Consider the following 16,905-nt stretch of genomic DNA (forward strand, 5'->3'; position numbering starts at 1 on the left):
TTATTCCCTCCGGATTTGATGGATTTGTTTGGTGATTTCGTATAAACTAATCTTATTTCTTTGGTTCGATTTTTTAAAGTAGTCACTATTTTATTACATAGTCATAAAAACAATACCATGAGGGAAACGAGGGATTGGAATGGCTCGCAGCTCGTTTGAAGGCGAAATTCCGGAAGAGCAGATTGAAGTCTGTCCCGTTACGGAAACACAAAATGTAATAGCCGGCAAATGGAAGATCATTATTTTGTGGCATTTGCGGGAGACGCGGCGGTTCGGAGAGCTCCAGCGCTTGGTGCCCGGCATCTCGAAGGCGATACTAACCAGCCAGCTTAGAGAGCTGGAGAAGGATCAGATGGTAAACAGAGTGGTGTATCAGGAGGTTCCGCCCAAAGTCGAATACTCCCTTACGGAAGCGGGGGAGCAGTTTATTCCGATTCTCGAGAGTATGGGCGTATGGGGCAAAAAGTATGCAGCGAGGCGCAAATCCTGAAACCTGCCAGCCTTACTATTCGTCTGAATAGGTATAAGCGGGACGGAAGGAGCTCTGGACATGCGGTTCATGCGGTTAGGGAAAATAGCTTTGGTCAGCGGAGGTTTGCTTGCTGCCATGTTGATCGGATTTATTGTCTTGCGGTTTGGCGGCGCGTTGTCGCAGGAAGGTAACCCGGCGCCCATCCTGTCTGCTATAGCAAAGCTGGAGTATTCGGAAGAGAGTCATATGCGGTTTGGCGCTACGGATAACGGCAGCAGATATGTATCCGCCAATTCCGGACAGGACCGGTATGAACCGGTTAAAGCCTATATGAAGCAGTATGGCTGGTCGTTCAAGGAGCAAATGGGCTCCGGATTGATGTTCGAACGAAACGGACAATCTTCCGTCATAGAGACAAGACTCTATTCGAAGCATTACTATCTCTGGGATATTCCAAATGAAGTGATAAGCTGAAGTTATAAGAAACCACGCCAAAGTTTGGGGTGGTTTTGTTATTTTTCGGGCGGTCCCGGATCGGGAAAGTGGAGAATAGTTCAGGGAATGGTTAAAAAATCATGTGGAAATAGCGTCGATTATAGCTTCAAACTGTCGTATAATAGAACTAGTCATTTTATCTATTTATCAACCTGTAGCATAGAAGCAGTTCATTTTTTTGATCAGAAATGATGTGTGAGAAATTTCACGAGCGTGAAACATCCTTTCTGCAAATCGAAAGGTTAAGGACGGTTAACATGAGCAAACAAACGAAAACAGACGTAATTTTGATTGGTGCCGGCATTATGAGCGCGACTTTGGGTTCTTTGCTGAAGGAACTGAAGCCGGAGTGGGAAATTACCGTGTTCGAGCGGCGCGCAACGGCCGGCGAAGAAAGCTCCAACGAATGGAACAATGCGGGGACAGGACACTCCTCCCTCTGCGAGCTGAACTACACTACGGAGAAGGCTGACGGTTCCATCGATATTAGCAAAGCGGTCAAAGTCAACGAAGAGTTCCAAGTGTCGAAGCAGTTCTGGTCTTATCTCGTAAACAGCAATCTGATCCGTAATCCGCGGGACTTTGTTGTACCCGTTCCTCATATGAGCTTTGTGCAAGGGGAAAAAGACGTTACGTTCCTGAAGAAGCGTTTTGCGGCATTGTCCGGCAATCCATTGTTTGAAGGCATGGAATTCTCCGAAGATCCGGCGAAGCTGGCAGAATGGATTCCGCTTATGATGAAGGACCGCAAGGTAAATACGCCAATTGCAGCAACCAGAATTGAGTCCGGGACGGACGTCAACTTTGGTTCTTTGACACGTATTTTGTTCAATCAATTGAAGCAGCAAAACGTGGACATAAACTACAACCATAATGTAGATGATATTAAACGTGCGAACGACGGCTCTTGGGAGCTGAAAGTGCGCAACCTGAACAGCGGCAGCTCGGAGCGCATTAATGCGAAGTTCGTCTTTATCGGCGGCGGCGGCGGAAGCCTGCACCTGCTGCAGAAATCCGGCATTAAGGAAGGCAAAGGCATCGGCGGCTTCCCGGTAAGCGGGCTGTTCATGGTCTGCAAGAAGCCGGAAGTGGTGGCTCAGCACCGTGCGAAGGTATACGGCCAAGCGCCGGTAGGCGCTCCTCCAATGTCCGTACCGCATCTGGATACGCGCGTTATCGACAACAAAGAGTCGTTGTTCTTCGGTCCGTTTGCGGGCTTTACGCCAAAGTTCCTGAAATTCGGTTCCAACATGGACCTGATTACATCCGTCAAACCGCATAACTTAACGAACATGCTCGCGGCAGGCGCGAAAAATATGTCCCTGACCACGTACCTGATCAAACAGCTGATGCTGTCCAAAGAACAGCGCATGGAAGCCTTGCGCGAGTTTATCCCGAATGCAAAGAGCGAAGATTGGGAGCTGCTCGTGGCTGGCCAACGCGTACAGATTATTAAAGAAACAAATGCAGGCAAAGGCACTCTGCAATTCGGTACGGAGGTTATCAGCGCGGCTGACGGCTCGATCGCTGCCCTTCTTGGCGCTTCGCCGGGCGCATCGACAGCCGTTTCGGTTATGCTCGAAGTAATCGGCAAATGCTTCCCGCAGCATATCAAAGAGTGGGAGCCTAAGATCAAGGAAATGATTCCGTCCTACGGAACGAAGCTTCTGCAAAACCCTGAGCTGATCCAGCAGATCAATGCAACAACGAATGCGGCTCTTGGACTCGCAGGCAAAAAACAAACGAGCTCGGCGTTGGCATAACGCATGTTTAGATCGCCCTTTAACTGGCTTCCCAAAGCCAGTTAAAGGGCGATTGTTTATTTCAAGGGCAGTTCTCAAATGACGACGGCTTGTTGTTCATTTTATGAAAATAGTATATTATTTCATTCAATGAAATAATTGAACAAATATATAGGGTGAGAGGGAGATATTGTGATTGTAACGAAGACAAAGCGAGGGACTAACCTTGAAGATGTACAGGAGATGAATCGTTCATTGGTCATTCGCCTCATGCGAAGAAGGGAGGTATGCTCCAGGGCGGAATTAACCCAAGATTCTGGACTTAATCAGTCGACGATTACGAATATCATTAATGAGTTAATCAGTTGGGGGATTGTGGTAGAGACGGGTGTGATAGAAGGTAAGAAAGGGCGGCGTTCCATCGGTATCAAGCTGAATTGCGAGCCTTACAAGATTATTGGAATCCGGCTCGCAAGGAAGTCGATAACGGTTGCGTTGTATGATCTGGGGGGCAGCGAATACAAGAGACAGCAAATTCCCATCAACATGGCTGACGGTTCAACCAATGCCTTCAATCGCATGAAGGAACTGATTCGGGATATGATGCAATCAAATGCTGTCGGGAATGTGATAGCGATTGGCGTGGTTACCCCTGGTCCGCTGCTTCGGGACGAGGGCCGGATCGGTCTGATGACGTATTTTCCGGGGTGGGAGAAAATAAACATTCAGGAGGAGCTAATGCAAGAGTTCGAGCTCCCCGTCTATATGGAGCATGACGCCAAGGCGGGGGCGCTTGCGCATTGGTGGTTCGGAACCCCCCTTCAGGAACAGGGCGTTATGATCTACGTGGCTGCAGGCCAAGGCGTGGGAGCAGGAATCGTCATCGAAGGAAAAGTATTCCGGGGATCGCTTGGTATGGCGGGTGAGATCGGCCATATGAGTATCGATTACAAGGGCCAGCAATGCGAATGCGGCAATAGAGGCTGTCTTGAGCTATATTGCTCGACCTCGGCTTTGCTGCAAACCTTAAAAAAAGAACATGCCTCGTTGAAATCGATATGGCAAGAGCTGAAGGAGGTCAAGAGCGGCGAGACGAGAGAAGCGGTTAGACAAGCTGCGTGGTATCTTGGCTTTGGTCTTGTTAACATCATAAACACCTTTAATCCGGATCGGATTATTCTGGGCGACGAAATGGCTGAAGCCGGGGATTTGCTTCTTGATACGGTGAAATCGGTCATTAAGGGGCATGTACTGCCCGATGTCTATAGTCAATTGACGATAGAGCTTGCTTCAGACGACATGGATACGATGCTTGTCGGCTCGGCAATCGTAGCGATTGAGAGTATATTGGATAATCCCTCTAGTTATTTGAAGCAAAGCTAAAATATATATCCGTATGGGAAGCCCGGTCAGAGAAATCTGACCGGGCTTTTTTGGATCCCTCCTTTACCTCCGCATAAAGCAGTTCAAGTAGATCGTTGGAAAACGAGAAAAAGGATGGAAAAATTATTACTTGATTAAATCAATAAATGCATTTATAGTAATAATGTAAACGGTAAAAATAAACAATGTTTCATTAATTGGAGGCCGCAGCATGTCGTTACTGATGGGGATTGATATCGGAACCTCAAGCGTGAAATCCATGATCATGGATCCTTCAGGCAAGGTACTCGGATTTGCGCAGATGGAGTATGACATCAATATTCCTGTCTCAGGGTACGCCGAACAGAATCCGGATGAATGGTGGGAGTTGGTTAAGAAGACAAGCGCTCAAGCAATGGCGGGAGCTGGCATAGACGGAGGGGCGTTAGCGGGAATTGGGTTTTCCGGTCAAATGCACGGGTTGGTGGCGCTAGATAAAGATGGTCAGGTGCTTCGGCCATCCATTATATGGTGCGATCAGCGGTCAATCCCTCAGAAGGCCATATTGGAATCCGGACTTACGACGGAACAGCTAGGACATATGATTCAGAACTCCGTGTCGACCGGATTTCTTATCCTCTCGTTGATGTGGATCAAAGAAAATGAACCCCAAATCTATAGCCGTATAGACCGGGTTATGCTGCCTAAGGATTATGTCCGTTACCGGTTGACCGGTGAAATCGGCACGGACACGACGGATGCCTCCGGCACGTCGGCTTATGATACGGCATCCCTTCGATGGTCGGATCCATTGATCGCATTAGCGGGACTGGATAGCAGTATGTTTCCGAAGATCGGTAATCCATGGGAGATAGCGGGATACGTTACAAGAGCGGCCGAATCCGAAAGCGATTTCATTGCGGGGACTCCCGTTGTATACGGTGGGGCGGATCAAGCCATGCAAGCGGTTGGAAACGGTATTATTAAACCTGGCAACCTTTCCGTTACGATCGGAACCGGAGGGCAGCTGTTTACGGCTATTGATCAGCCGGCCTATGATAGGAAGCTTAGGACGCATACTTATGTTCACGCGGTTCCAAACCGGTGGTATCTGATGGGGGCGACGATGAGCGCGGGATTGTCGTTGAAGTGGCTGGCTTCCCAGGTTTTGAACAAGCAGGATTACAAGGCACTTGACCGGATGGCTAAAGAAGTTCCCGCGGGAAGCGAGGGGCTGCTGTTCCTGCCCTATCTGACTGGTGATCGAACTCCCCATATGGATCCGCAAGCAAGCGGGATGTTCTTCGGGCTCAAATTGGAACACAAGGACGCGCATCTGATAAGAGCGGTGCTTGAAGGGGTATGTTATTCGCTTCGCGACGGCGTGGAGATTATTCGTTCGCTCGGGGTTGAGCTTGAGAGAATCATCATCTCCGGGGGCGGTGCGAAGAGCCTGTTATGGAGCCAGATTCTTGCCGATATTTTGCATCAGGATGTTTATGTAAGCATGACAGAGGAACAGGCATGCGTGGGTGCGGCAATCATGGCCGGAGTTGGCGCGAAGCTGTATGATTCCGTTGAGCAGGCTTGCCAAACCGTCGTTAAGCTGCACGAAAGTCCCGTGCGCCCAGACCCTATGAACCAGGCGATTTATGACCGATACTATACCGTCTATAGCAAGCTTTACGAGATTAACCGGGAGCTCTTTCCCATGCTGAATAACAATACTAATGTGAATGGAGTGTCAAAATGATGATGAACGCTACTGGTGGCGGCAACTTTATCGAGCTTAAGAATAAACAGGCTGAGCAATCCTTGAGCCTGGGAAATCTCAAAGCACTGACAATTGGAGCATCTGTGAGGGGAGGAGACAAAAGCGAGGAGCTGCTCCGCATTCAAGGCGATGCACAAGCCGCCGCGATTCGCTTCTATTCCGAAGAACAGGCGGAAGGCAAAGGGTTATTCCTGGTTGTTGACTTCCATACGGATGCCAAAGACAAACCGCTGACGTTATCCGTTCCATGGCAAGCGATTGGCGCGGGCGAGCATGATCTCCTGCTGCGCTATGGCGGACACATCGTCGAGTTGTTCGTAGACGGCGTTCTGATTGACGAGGACTGGCCGATGGGCTCCGTTCAATTGGAGAATGCAGCAGCACAGTGCTTTGATGGGACGCTTAAGGCGACAATCTGGGCTTACGCCTTGACGGAAGAAGAGCGCGGCAGCCTTATTCAAGATAAGCCAGGTCTGGAAAGCCGGGAGACGCTGTACCTGGGAACGGAGCCGGAATCCATCCAGTACTGGAAGCCAAGGGGATTCAATACCGGGGTTGGCGATTGCATGCCTTATTTCGACGGGGAAACGTTCCATGTCTACTACCTGTTCGATCGTCGGGGTCATGCGAGCAAATGGAGCTTGGGCGCGCATCAATGGGCGCATATGTCGACCAAGGATCTGAAAGACTGGACGCATCACCCTATGGCTGTTGCCGTGACAGAGGAATGGGAAGGGTCCATTTGCACAGGTTCCGTTCTGAAGGAGAACGACGTTTATTATGCCTTTTACGCCGTTCGGGCAGTGGACGGCTCACCGGCCCAATTGACCTATGCGGTTAGTAACGACGGCATTTCCTTTACCAAGACCGAGGCTTACATAAACATCTCTAACCGGTATTTGCTATCCTCCGTCCGTGATCCTCATGTATTCAAGGACGAACAGGGCGTGTATCACATGCTGGTTACGACAAGCTTAGTAGACGGCGTCAAGCATGAGGGATGCCTCGCCCATCTTGTATCAAGCGATCTGCGGAATTGGCAGGAGGAAGAACCGTTTATCGTGCCGGGTTACCACGGTGAGCCGGAGTGCTCGGATTATTTTGAATGGAACGGCTTATATTACCTGATCTTCAGCAATGACGGTCTCGCCCGCTACCGGTATTCCAAAGAGCCGTTTGGACCTTGGCTGCGTCCGGCGATGGATACGATTGACAGCGTTCAATTGCGTGTACCGAAGACGGCCGCCTTCCCTGGAGGAAGAAGAATGGTTACGGGCTTCTTGTCCGGACCGGGACGATACGGCGGCGAGTTGATCATCCGGGAGCTTGTTCAGGAAGAGGATGGATCGCTTGGACTGAAGCTGCCTGCCGAGTTTGCCGGTTTAACAAGCCAGGTTGTGACACGGCAAGAAGAACTCGTTTCCTTATCCAACTTAAACGGGTTTTCCGAGCAGCTGCTCGGAAAGGTGGAGGGCGACTATGAGCTGACCTTCGAGGCCGTTCCCGAGCACCCTACGATGTTCTACGGGTTTTCCGTAGCGGGGGATTCCCATTTCAAACAAGGCAGCGATATCCGGTTTGAGCCTTCCAATCGCAAGCTTGGCGTTCATGATACGGTCTGCGTAGGCTTCCAGGAGGATGAGGTTTCGTCCATCTATCACGTGAAGGAATTAGAAGGCCGCGTCCATGTTGAGGCGACCGTAAAGGAAGGTTTCATCGACATTTGCGTAAACGGTAAACGAACCTTCATCAGCCGTATTAACAGAGAACATGCTTATCTGCGATTCTTTGCCCAATTCGGAACGGTAAGCTTCCATAACATCACGATTCGATCGGTTTAGAGCAGGTAACAAGGAGGAATGCACCATGCACAGCAATGGGATGCTGGCTAATATGCGGAGGAGATGGCAGCTTTACGTGCTGCTCCTTCCGTCCGTCTTGTACATCTTGTTGTTCCATTACGTCCCCATGTACGGCATTATCATCGCTTTTAAAGATTTTAAATCCAGCATGGGCATTATCGGGAGCCCTTGGGTTGGGATGAAGCACTTCGAAGCCTTTTTTGATTCTTTTGTCTTCGAGCAGATCGTAACGAACACGGTTAAGCTAAGCGCGTTTTCGCTGTTAATCGGATTTCCCATTCCCATCCTGTTCGCCCTGCTGCTGAATCAGATTCGAAACCGGCTTGCGCAGCGATTTGTGCAAACGGTTACTTATGCACCGTATTTTATCTCTACCGTCGTCCTCGTGTCCATGCTGAACGTATTCTTAGCTCCCAGCACGGGGATTATCAACAATTTCATAACGTTGTTTGGCGGCGAAGCCGTCAACTTCATGGCGAGGGAAGAATGGTTCCGCACGGTCTATATCTCCTCGGGCATCTGGCAGACAATGGGCTTCAGCGCCATTATTTATCTTGCGGCGTTAAGCGGCGTCAACCCGGAGCTGCATGAAGCGGCCACGGTTGACGGCGCAATGAAGCTGAGGCGGATCTGGAATGTCGATCTGCCGTCCATTCTTCCGACGATCACGATTCTCTTCATTCTCGGCATCGGCAGCATCATGTCCGTAGGCTGGGAGAAGGCTTTCCTGATGCAGCAAGGCATGAACCTGCCGGTGTCGGAGATCATTTCCACTTATGTATACAAGGTTGGCTTGCTTAATGCGCAGTACAGCTTTGCTACGGCGATTGGCCTATTTAATTCGGTAATTAACTTTACGCTTCTTATCTTTACAAATTACGCATCCAGAAAAATGTCCGGAAACAGCTTATGGTAGCTGAATGGAGGAATCAAGACAAATGAAATCCTTGTCCCTGGGCGACAAAATTTTCACCGTATTCAACTACACGCTTATGGCAGCGATTACGCTGTGTATCCTTTATCCGCTCTACTTCATCGTTGTTGCGTCATTCTCGGATCCCAACATCGTCAATCGCGGAGGAATTCTGTTCCTGCCGGAACGTTTGTATACGGAAGGTTACGCGAAGATTTTCGACTACAAGCCGCTTTGGACCGGTTATCTAAATTCCATTATTTATACCTTGTGCGGCACCCTGGTTAATTTGGTCTTCACCCTTACCGGCGCTTATGCGCTCTCGAGAAAAGATTTGGTTGGTCGGAAGCCAATCATGCTGCTGTTCATCTTTACGATGTTCTTTAGCGGAGGACTCATTCCGAGCTACCTTCTCATAAATAAGCTTGGGATTATGGACACCATGTGGGCATTGATTCTGCCTGCTGCCGCGTCCGTGTGGAACATTATCATTACGCGCACCTTCTTCCAGAGCACCATTCCGGATGAACTGCTGGAAGCTGCCGTTATGGATGGCTGCTCGGATTTCAAGTTCTTCTTGTCCATTGTTCTGCCTTTATCAAAAGTCATCGTGGCGGTCATGGCTCTATTCTATGGCATCGGGCATTGGAACTCGTTCTTCGAGCCGCTGATCTACATCACAAGCGATGATAAATTCCCGCTGCAGGTTATTTTGCGGAACCTACTGATTACGAACGAGGTTGGAAACGAGATGCTGTCGGACGCAATGTCCATGGCCGAACGCCAGCGTATTGCAGAGCAGCTGAAGTATGGCGTTATCGTAGCATCATGTCTTCCTTTGCTTACCGTATATCCGTTCCTGCAAAAGTATTTCACGCAAGGGGTCATGATCGGTTCCATTAAAGGCTAATGGCGTGTTTGTCCCTATTCCATACTCGGGCAAGGAGGTGAATGCGCGCTTTTAAGTCTTGGTCATCCATTGCAATCGGGGAGTCAACTTAATTCAAGTGAAGGGGAGAAGAGAAACAATGAAGAAGATAGTCGCTATTCTATGCACGGCCATTATGCTGCCGGGGATTATGGCGGGTTGTTCGTCAGGCAGCAACAATGAATCTTCGGCTAATAACAAGGCAGCGGAATCTGCGAATGCAAAGGGCAATTCTGAAGCTCCCATCCGCATCGTTCGTCCTAAAAGCCCGCAAAATCTTCCTGCAAAAGATATGATCTGGTACAAAAACTACACAAAAGTATCGGGCATCGATATTGATTGGCAGGAAATACCGCAAGAGTCCTCCTCAGAGAAAATAAACTTAATGCTGTCCACCGGAGATCTGCCTGAGGCGTTCATGCAATCGCTGAACACCAGCATGATCATGAAGAATGTGGATCAGGGCATCTTCCTGCCGATCGAGGATTACATTAAAGATATGCCGAATTTTTCCAAGGTATTGGAGAAGCGGCCGGAATACAAGTCGTTAATAACCGCGCCGGACGGCCACATATATGGACTGCCTTACATTGAGGAGATGTTCGGCCTAATTAGCAACCAGGGCATCCTGCATATTTACAAGCCTTGGCTGGATAAGCTCGGGCTGCCGATTCCCAAGACAATCGACGAATACCGCGATACGCTTAAGAAGTTCGTGGAATCGGACATGAACGGCAACGGCAAGAAGGATGAAATCGGACTGGCGCTGGCCAACAAGGATGTAACCTCAGGCATTGGACATTGGCGCAACGCCAACGACTTCGGCCAGTTCTTTGGGCTATGGGGCCAAGCAGACCGCAACGACAGCCTTGGCGTGGATGAGAACGGTAAAGTGTTCAGTACCTCCACTACGGAGGCCTACAAGACCGGTATTAAATACTTGCACGACATGTACAAGGACGGCTTGATTGACGAGGAGTATCTGATTACGGACAGTCCGAAGCTGCAAGCCAAATTGCGTAATCCGGATGTCATCGTCGGCAGTGTATTGACCTTCTCGATCAGCGATATGGTAGATAAGGAACGTGCCAAGGATTATGTAGCCGTACCTTATCTGACAGGTCCGGGCGGAGAATTCGGAACGCGCGAGAACCTTGTCGAGATGCATAATCCGGTAGCCTTCGTTCTGACCAAGGCAGCGAAAAATCCGGAGAGAATTCTCAAATGGGCGGACGGCCTGTACGATCCGAGCTGGTCGGTTCAGACCAACTGGGGTCCGCTTGGCTATCAGTACAAGAAGAATGACGCGGGAGTTATGGTGTTTGACGATTTAAAGGACGGATTGAAGACGTATAGCGAAATGCGCAGCCGGAATACGATTGGCGGGGGTTCGCCTGTCGCCGTATTGACGGATTACTATGATACCGTGGTGGAATATCCGCAGGACGCCAAGCGTCTATTGGATGACATGAAGGCCGTTGGTTTCATAGACAAGCATCTGAACGATCCTTATATTCCGCACACCATTTTCTACGAGCCGGAAGTAGCGGATAAAATGGCGCTGCTCTCCGCTCAAGTCTATCAACTGATGGACAATAATCGTCGCAAGTGGATAACGGACGGCGGCATTGACCAGGAATGGGATAAATATCTGAAGGATCTCGATAAAGCAGGCTGGTATGAATTAATCGGTTATGTGCAAGAAGCCTACACCCGATATCTTAAGAATCAATAAGGCAGACATCTAAATTCGACAGCCATTATTCCAAGGAAAAAGGAACCATCTGCGGCGATGCCGTCAGCTGGTTCCTTTTTTTTTCGCACGCTACTTCAAATGGAATAAAAGCCGGATGAGCCCATTCAGCTTTTTGATGCGGCAGTTATGGAAGGCAGCGATCTTCCATTCACCGTTTTGTCTTACCAGCACGTTGGTGTTAATGGAGTCGCGGCTCGCCGGCGCTTTCTTCTGCCACCTCATCATAACGGCTCCGGTTGCATGGGCAATAGCCATATCCGGAGAAATGAAACGCAGCTTCATTTCCCGCAAATCCGCAATCATCTTCGATCCGCGCAGCGGACCGTCCCATAAAGCCTGATGAGCGCTGTCAATCTCGCTGCGTCCCTTCAGATGCTCACCGAAGAAGGTGACATAGTCGGCATCCGGCGTGAAAAACTCGCTATAGGCTTTCCCGTCGCCCTGATCCCATGCCCGGTACAGAGCCCGAAATACATTATGAATGGCTTGAATATCCTCTTGTTGACCCGGCATCTTGCATCCATCCTTCCCTTCCAGACCTTTCTCTTTGCACTGATTATAAAATAATCCTGCAGCCAGATAATCGCCCATGGGAAGGAAGCCGCCTCAGACTTTGGTCGTAACAGGAGCTGGCCTGATTAGCTGCGCTCTGCGCGCAGACGGTATTCCGTCGGGGAGCAGCTGGCTTCCTTGCGGAATGCTTTGGCGAAATGGTTCGTATCGGGGAAGCCGACAAGCTCGGCAATTTCCTTAATCGCAAGGTCCGTTGTGCCGAGCAGGGATTTAGCCTTCTGCATCCGTTTGCGGTTCAAGTATTTGAGCGGCGAGACCGCGAAATGCTTGTTGAAATAGCGGACGAGATAGTTGGGGTGAAGATGGACATGCTTAGCAAGCTGCTCCAGCGTCAGAGCCTCGGATAGATGGGATTCGATAAAAGCTTCTATCTGCTTCAGCCTCTCGATTTCGCCAAGCCGGCCCGGCACGAATTTCAGATGCGTATCGGACTGCGAGAGAAACAAGGCGATAATTTCGAGCAGAATGGCTTTTTCCCGTATTCTCGCCAGGTAAGAGCGATTCTGATACAGCTCTACCAGCTCCCGGAACAGCTTCATTAAGCTATCCATACAGTTGGGAGAGATGTCGAGGATAGGAGGAATCTCCAGCCACTGAAACAGATCCATTTCGCCCATCGTCGCGGTGAAGTGGCACCAATATTTTGAATAAGGACGGTCACTGACGGCGGAGTAGGATTGCAGAACGTGTGCGGGCATATGGACGAGCTGTCCGGGAACGGGGCGGTATTCCTCGTCGCCGATCCTCAGCCAGCCTTCGCCTTCGCAGATCAGATAAAATTTATTGTAGGACGGGATATAATCGAGCTCGCGCCATTGCGGCGAGCATTGCGTGTAATAAGCTTCCTCGAGATGAACCTGCAGCTGCTGAAGCATTTCATTAAGAAACTCGTGGTTAGGATTGAGCGACATGAAGCGACACCTCGAATTAGGTTAATCTAATCCCCATACAAGCTAATTTGCTGCCTATATCATATCACAAATGACCGCTAGACTAAGGGTATAACCTAAGCTTTTGGAGGCGATCAGTGGTATGAGTCAATCCATTATTGAGCAGCGTACGAAACGGACCAAGTGGTTCCTGCAGGACCGGTTCGGCATGTTTATTCATTGGGGATTATATGCGATCCCTGCGCGCGGGGAGTGGATAAGGAACGGGGAACGGATCAGCGTCGAGGATTATCAAGTCTACTTCGACGAGTTTAATCCCGAGCGTTACGATCCGAAAGAGTGGGCCAAAGCGGCCAAAGCGGCGGGGATGAAATACGCGGTACTGACGGCCAAGCATCATGACGGCTTCTGCCTGTTCGACAGCCAGCTGACCGAGTATAAGTCTACCAATACGGCATGCGGAAGAGATCTGGTCAGAGAGTTCCTGGACGCTTTCCGCGCGGAAGGGCTTAAGGTAGGACTATACTACTCGCTGCTGGACTGGCATCATCCGGATTATCCGGCATATGGCGACCGTCATCATCCGATGCGCGACAATGAGGAATATAAGCGTGATCCGGAACGGTTCGCGAGCTATCTCGACTATATGCACGGCCAGGTGCGCGAGCTGCTTACCGGTTATGGCAAGCTGGATATTATGTGGTTCGATTTCTCCTATGACGAGATGAAGGGTGAAGCTTGGCGCGCAACCGAGCTGATGGAGATGATCCGTTCCATTCAGCCGCATATCATTGTCGACAACCGTCTGGATGCGGGAGGAGAAGGGGGCGGATCGATCTATACGAATAATCCGAACCTGTATGCGGGAGACTTTGCCTCTCCGGAGCAGATCATTCCGCCAAGCGGCGTTACCGATAACGAAGGCAACTCCATTCCGTGGGAAGCCTGCATTACTTTGAATAATAACTGGGGCTACAGCGCGGCCGACCATACGTACAAGTCAGCCAAGACGGTTATCCGCAAGCTGGTTGAGTGCGTCAGCAAGAACGGCAACCTGCTTCTCAATGTAGGGCCTAATGCCAAGGGCGAGATTCCACGCGAGTCATTGGACATTTTGGAGGAAGTAGGCGAATGGCTCGGCAAAAACGGCGACAGCATTTACGGCTGCGTGGAAGCCGGTCTTCCTAAGCCGGAGTGGGGCAGGTACACGCGCAAGGGAGATAAGCTATACGCGCATTTGCTCGAGGAAAGTATCGGACCAATCGGCCTCGTGGGTCTGGCCGGTCGCGTGAAGCAGGCAAGACTGCTGTCCGACGGCTCCGAAGTATTTGTCACTCGTCCTTGGAATGTCCATCTGTTCGAGAAAGATGCCTTCTTCAACTTCGCAAGACCGGAGACAGCTACTTATCCGCTTCCGGATGAGCGGAATACCGTTGTGGAGCTTACGCTGATCGACGAAGAATAGAACAAAGGAGCGGCTGTTCGCACAGCTGCTCCTATTTCCTTTCCATCCTTATTGACAGCCCTTTCAAACCTCTACCGTAACCGGCGCTTCCTCCTGATAGCAGATATCGGCGAATAACAGGCCAAGATCGCTTACGGTAAGCTGCAATTGCTGAAGGAGGAGCAATACTTCTTCCGTAATGTTCTCGCCGTGGCGCTGCCTGCCCGCCCGGATGCTCGACAACACGTCGCTGGTCTGAATGGACAAATTCTTTATCGAATGATGCAGCAGCGGATTTCTCTCAATATAGCTGGCAAGCGAATTAATGCCGAACCGGATCGAACGGGGGAATTCGGCATTGAGCAGAAGAAACTCGGTTACCTCCGTCAATCGTACATGATGGGCATGAAACTTGCGGAAGGCATCGTAACCGCCGCATGATTTCAGCAGAACCAGGAAGCGGTTATAGAGGAGCTCTTCATCCAGCAGTTTCTCGTCCTGCTTCATATTCCGGTAGGTGGCCTGAATGATCCGGACCGTGCCGTTCATCCGCTCCACAAATTTGCCGGTCTGAATGAAGTTCCAATGCTGTCCCCGGACCATCGCGGCATCGGCAGTGCCGTTAAATAGAGCCAGCTGTTCGCTAATATGTTTATAAAACAGATAAGGAGATTGCAGCATCAGCTTGCTGACGTCCTGCTCCTTCAGCCATAAGTAGAAGGTGTTTATGATATCCCACAGCTCCCCCGGAAGCAAAGGGCGGAGAGTGCGGATATGGTTTCGAACCTGCTGTATGCTGGAGAAGATGCTGTCCGGATTCGTCCGGTCAAAAGTCAGATCATGAAGGACAGCCCACTCATTGGCCGGAGTGCTCAGCTCATGGGTATGGCCGACGGCGGAAGCAAGCCGTTCCCAGGCGTAACCCTCGTCGGTTTCCATCAGCTCATGGCGCATGCTGTAGTAAATATTGATGATCCGGGCATAATTGTCGGCCCGTTCCAGGCAGCGTCCGATCAGGAACAATAATTCCGCATAGCGGTTTATCATCTCAAATCACCTCATCATTAGTTGGTGTTATTATCCAAGCACCCATGTATCCTTCGTTCCGCCGCCCTGCGAGGAATTCACGACAAGAGAGCCTTCCTGAAGGGCAACGCGGGTCAAGCCTCCGGGCACCACATAAGACGAATCGGAGCCCATAAACGTAAAGGCACGCAAATCGATGTGCCGGGGAGCAACGCGGCCGTCAGTCAGCGAAGGGCAGCAGGACAGCTTTATCGTAGGCTGAGCGATATAGCGCTCCGGATGCCGGGCGATTTTCTCCGCGAAGGCTTTAATCTCTTCTTCCGTAGCCGTAGGGCCGATCAGCATGCCGTACCCGCCCGACAAAGACCGCTCTTTGACAACCATATCGGAGAGGCGGGAAAGGACATATTCTCTTTCATGGGGCCGTGTCAGGATATAGGTTGGCACGTTATTCAGTATGGGCTCTTCCTTCAGGTAATAGCGGATCATATCCGGCACGAAGGCATATACCGCTTTATCGTCGGCAATTCCGGTTCCCGGAGCATTGGCCAGCGCGACATTGCCGGCAAGGTACGCGTCCATTAGGCCCGGTACGCCAAGCAAGGAGTCTTTGCGGAATACTTGCGGATCGAGAAATTCGTCATCGATACGCCGGTAAATGACATCTACTTGCCGCAGTCCCTGGCGGCTTTTCATATATACGATTCGGTCCTTCACGATCAGGTCATTGCCTTGAACCAGCCCGATCCCCATTTCCTGCGCCAGGAAGCAGTGATCATAATAGGCGGAGTTATAAATACCGGGGGTCAGCAGGACAACAAGAGGGTCTGGCTTGGAATGGGGAGCCAGGCTGCGGAGACTGCCAAGCAGGGCATTCATGCCGCGATCAATGCTGCGGACCCGATAATCGAAAAATAATTCCGGGAACAAGCTTGTCATTAAAGCCCGGTTCTTATAGACATAAGACAGGCCGGACGGTGTTCTCAGGTTATCTTCGAGTACGTAATACTCGCCGGATTTACCGCGGATAATATCGATGCCGGATAAAGGAATGTACACGCCGCCCGGAACATCGACGCCAACCATCTCGGGCACATAATAAGGGTTGTTCAGAATCATGTCGCTTGGAATGAGCCCGTCTGACAGGATGCTCTGCTCATGATAGATATCCCATATAAAAAGGTTTAACGCTTTAACCCTCTGCTGGATTCCTTGGCTTAGATGAGCCCAATCCTCGGAAGTAATCATTCTCGGCAGCAGGTCGAAAGGAATCGTTCTTTCCCGGGAGGAATCCTCGGGATTGTTGCTATATAAAGTAAAGGTAATTCCTTGCGTAACCATTTCCTCCTGCATCAAAGCGTCGCGGGACTTTAACTCTTCCAGCCCCATTTTGGCCAGCCGTTGCAGCATTGTCCCATAGTGAATCCTGCCTTTTCCCCGCCCCTCGAACATCTCATCGTAAAAAGCCGGATGCTCGTAATCAGCGAAGAGCTGGTTCATGTTATCCTTCATCATTAGCATGGCCATGATTCATATCCCTCCATTGTTTTTATTCCTTGGTCCATCTATTAGAGTGTCACTTTAACTAACATTTGGATAACACAGCAAGTATAGAGCAGAGGGTCACTGGATGTATGTCGAAACCCCTTGCTTAAATGTGTCTATTTT

General features: G+C 50.3%; 14 protein-coding genes. 10 read left to right on the forward strand and 4 right to left on the reverse strand.

Features of this window, described 5'->3' with window-relative positions:
- The first annotated feature begins 139 nt into the window (after window positions 1-139).
- The 9 genes from PGL01S_RS11920 to PGL01S_RS11960 all read left to right on the forward strand — a co-directional run bounded on the left by PGL01S_RS11920 (window position 140) and on the right by PGL01S_RS11960 (window position 11,283).
- Window positions 140-490, forward strand: coding sequence for a winged helix-turn-helix transcriptional regulator (locus PGL01S_RS11920; protein ID WP_127494822.1), 351 nt, complete (start codon window positions 140-142; stop codon window positions 488-490).
- A gap of 60 nt (window positions 491-550) precedes the next feature.
- Window positions 551-946 carry a hypothetical protein gene (locus PGL01S_RS11925; protein ID WP_127494824.1) on the forward strand — a complete coding sequence of 132 codons (396 nt, stop codon included), beginning with the start codon at window positions 551-553 and terminating at the stop codon, window positions 944-946.
- A 212-nt stretch (window positions 947-1,158) separates the two neighbouring features.
- Window positions 1,159-2,730: a malate:quinone oxidoreductase gene (locus PGL01S_RS11930; RefSeq protein ID WP_280525707.1), complete on the forward strand. Its 1,572-nt coding sequence runs from the start codon at window positions 1,159-1,161 to the stop codon at window positions 2,728-2,730.
- Window positions 2,731-2,952: 222 nt separating this feature from the next.
- Window positions 2,953-4,092: an ROK family protein gene (locus PGL01S_RS11935; protein WP_244935568.1), complete on the forward strand. Its 1,140-nt coding sequence runs from the start codon at window positions 2,953-2,955 to the stop codon at window positions 4,090-4,092.
- A 211-nt stretch (window positions 4,093-4,303) separates the two neighbouring features.
- On the forward strand, window positions 4,304-5,824 hold the full coding sequence (xylB, locus tag PGL01S_RS11940) for a xylulokinase (RefSeq protein WP_127494830.1): 1,521 nt from the start codon (window positions 4,304-4,306) through the stop codon (window positions 5,822-5,824).
- A complete protein-coding gene (locus PGL01S_RS11945) occupies window positions 5,821-7,686 on the forward strand; it encodes a glycoside hydrolase family protein (RefSeq protein WP_244935569.1) in 1,866 nt (621 codons plus the stop codon). The genes xylB and PGL01S_RS11945 overlap by 4 nt, the downstream gene beginning before the upstream one ends.
- A gap of 25 nt (window positions 7,687-7,711) precedes the next feature.
- Complete coding sequence (locus PGL01S_RS11950) at window positions 7,712-8,623, forward strand: ABC transporter permease (protein ID WP_127494832.1); 912 nt, start codon at window positions 7,712-7,714, stop codon at window positions 8,621-8,623.
- 22 nt (window positions 8,624-8,645) lie between these two features.
- On the forward strand, window positions 8,646-9,530 hold the full coding sequence (locus PGL01S_RS11955; protein ID WP_127494834.1) for a carbohydrate ABC transporter permease: 885 nt from the start codon (window positions 8,646-8,648) through the stop codon (window positions 9,528-9,530).
- A gap of 118 nt (window positions 9,531-9,648) precedes the next feature.
- Window positions 9,649-11,283 (forward strand): extracellular solute-binding protein, encoded by a 1,635-nt coding sequence (locus tag PGL01S_RS11960; protein WP_127494836.1) that lies wholly within the window; start codon window positions 9,649-9,651, stop codon window positions 11,281-11,283.
- A gap of 90 nt (window positions 11,284-11,373) precedes the next feature.
- On the opposite strand, the gene PGL01S_RS11965 is transcribed toward PGL01S_RS11960, so the two are convergent.
- The gene (locus PGL01S_RS11965; protein WP_307719634.1) at window positions 11,374-11,895 is read right to left on the reverse strand and encodes an SgcJ/EcaC family oxidoreductase; all 522 of its coding nucleotides are present in this window, start codon (window positions 11,893-11,895) and stop codon (window positions 11,374-11,376) included.
- A gap of 47 nt (window positions 11,896-11,942) precedes the next feature.
- Window positions 11,943-12,788 carry a helix-turn-helix transcriptional regulator gene (locus PGL01S_RS11970; protein WP_127494838.1) on the reverse strand — a complete coding sequence of 282 codons (846 nt, stop codon included), beginning with the start codon at window positions 12,786-12,788 and terminating at the stop codon, window positions 11,943-11,945.
- Between the two features lie 121 nt (window positions 12,789-12,909).
- Here PGL01S_RS11970 and PGL01S_RS11975 point away from each other — a divergent pair, with 121 nt between their 5' ends.
- Window positions 12,910-14,232 carry an alpha-L-fucosidase gene (locus PGL01S_RS11975; protein ID WP_127494840.1) on the forward strand — a complete coding sequence of 441 codons (1,323 nt, stop codon included), beginning with the start codon at window positions 12,910-12,912 and terminating at the stop codon, window positions 14,230-14,232.
- Between the two features lie 63 nt (window positions 14,233-14,295).
- On the opposite strand, the gene PGL01S_RS11980 is transcribed toward PGL01S_RS11975, so the two are convergent.
- Together PGL01S_RS11980 and PGL01S_RS11985 are read right to left on the reverse strand one after the other, a co-directional pair.
- Window positions 14,296-15,258 carry an alpha-E domain-containing protein gene (locus PGL01S_RS11980; RefSeq protein WP_127494842.1) on the reverse strand — a complete coding sequence of 321 codons (963 nt, stop codon included), beginning with the start codon at window positions 15,256-15,258 and terminating at the stop codon, window positions 14,296-14,298.
- Window positions 15,259-15,288: 30 nt separating this feature from the next.
- Window positions 15,289-16,764 carry a circularly permuted type 2 ATP-grasp protein gene (locus PGL01S_RS11985; protein ID WP_127494844.1) on the reverse strand — a complete coding sequence of 492 codons (1,476 nt, stop codon included), beginning with the start codon at window positions 16,762-16,764 and terminating at the stop codon, window positions 15,289-15,291.
- Window positions 16,765-16,905 lie beyond the last annotated feature (141 nt).

The organism is Paenibacillus glycanilyticus NBRC 16618 (assembly GCF_004000805.1).
Lineage (GTDB): Bacteria > Bacillota > Bacilli > Paenibacillales > Paenibacillaceae > Pristimantibacillus > Pristimantibacillus glycanilyticus.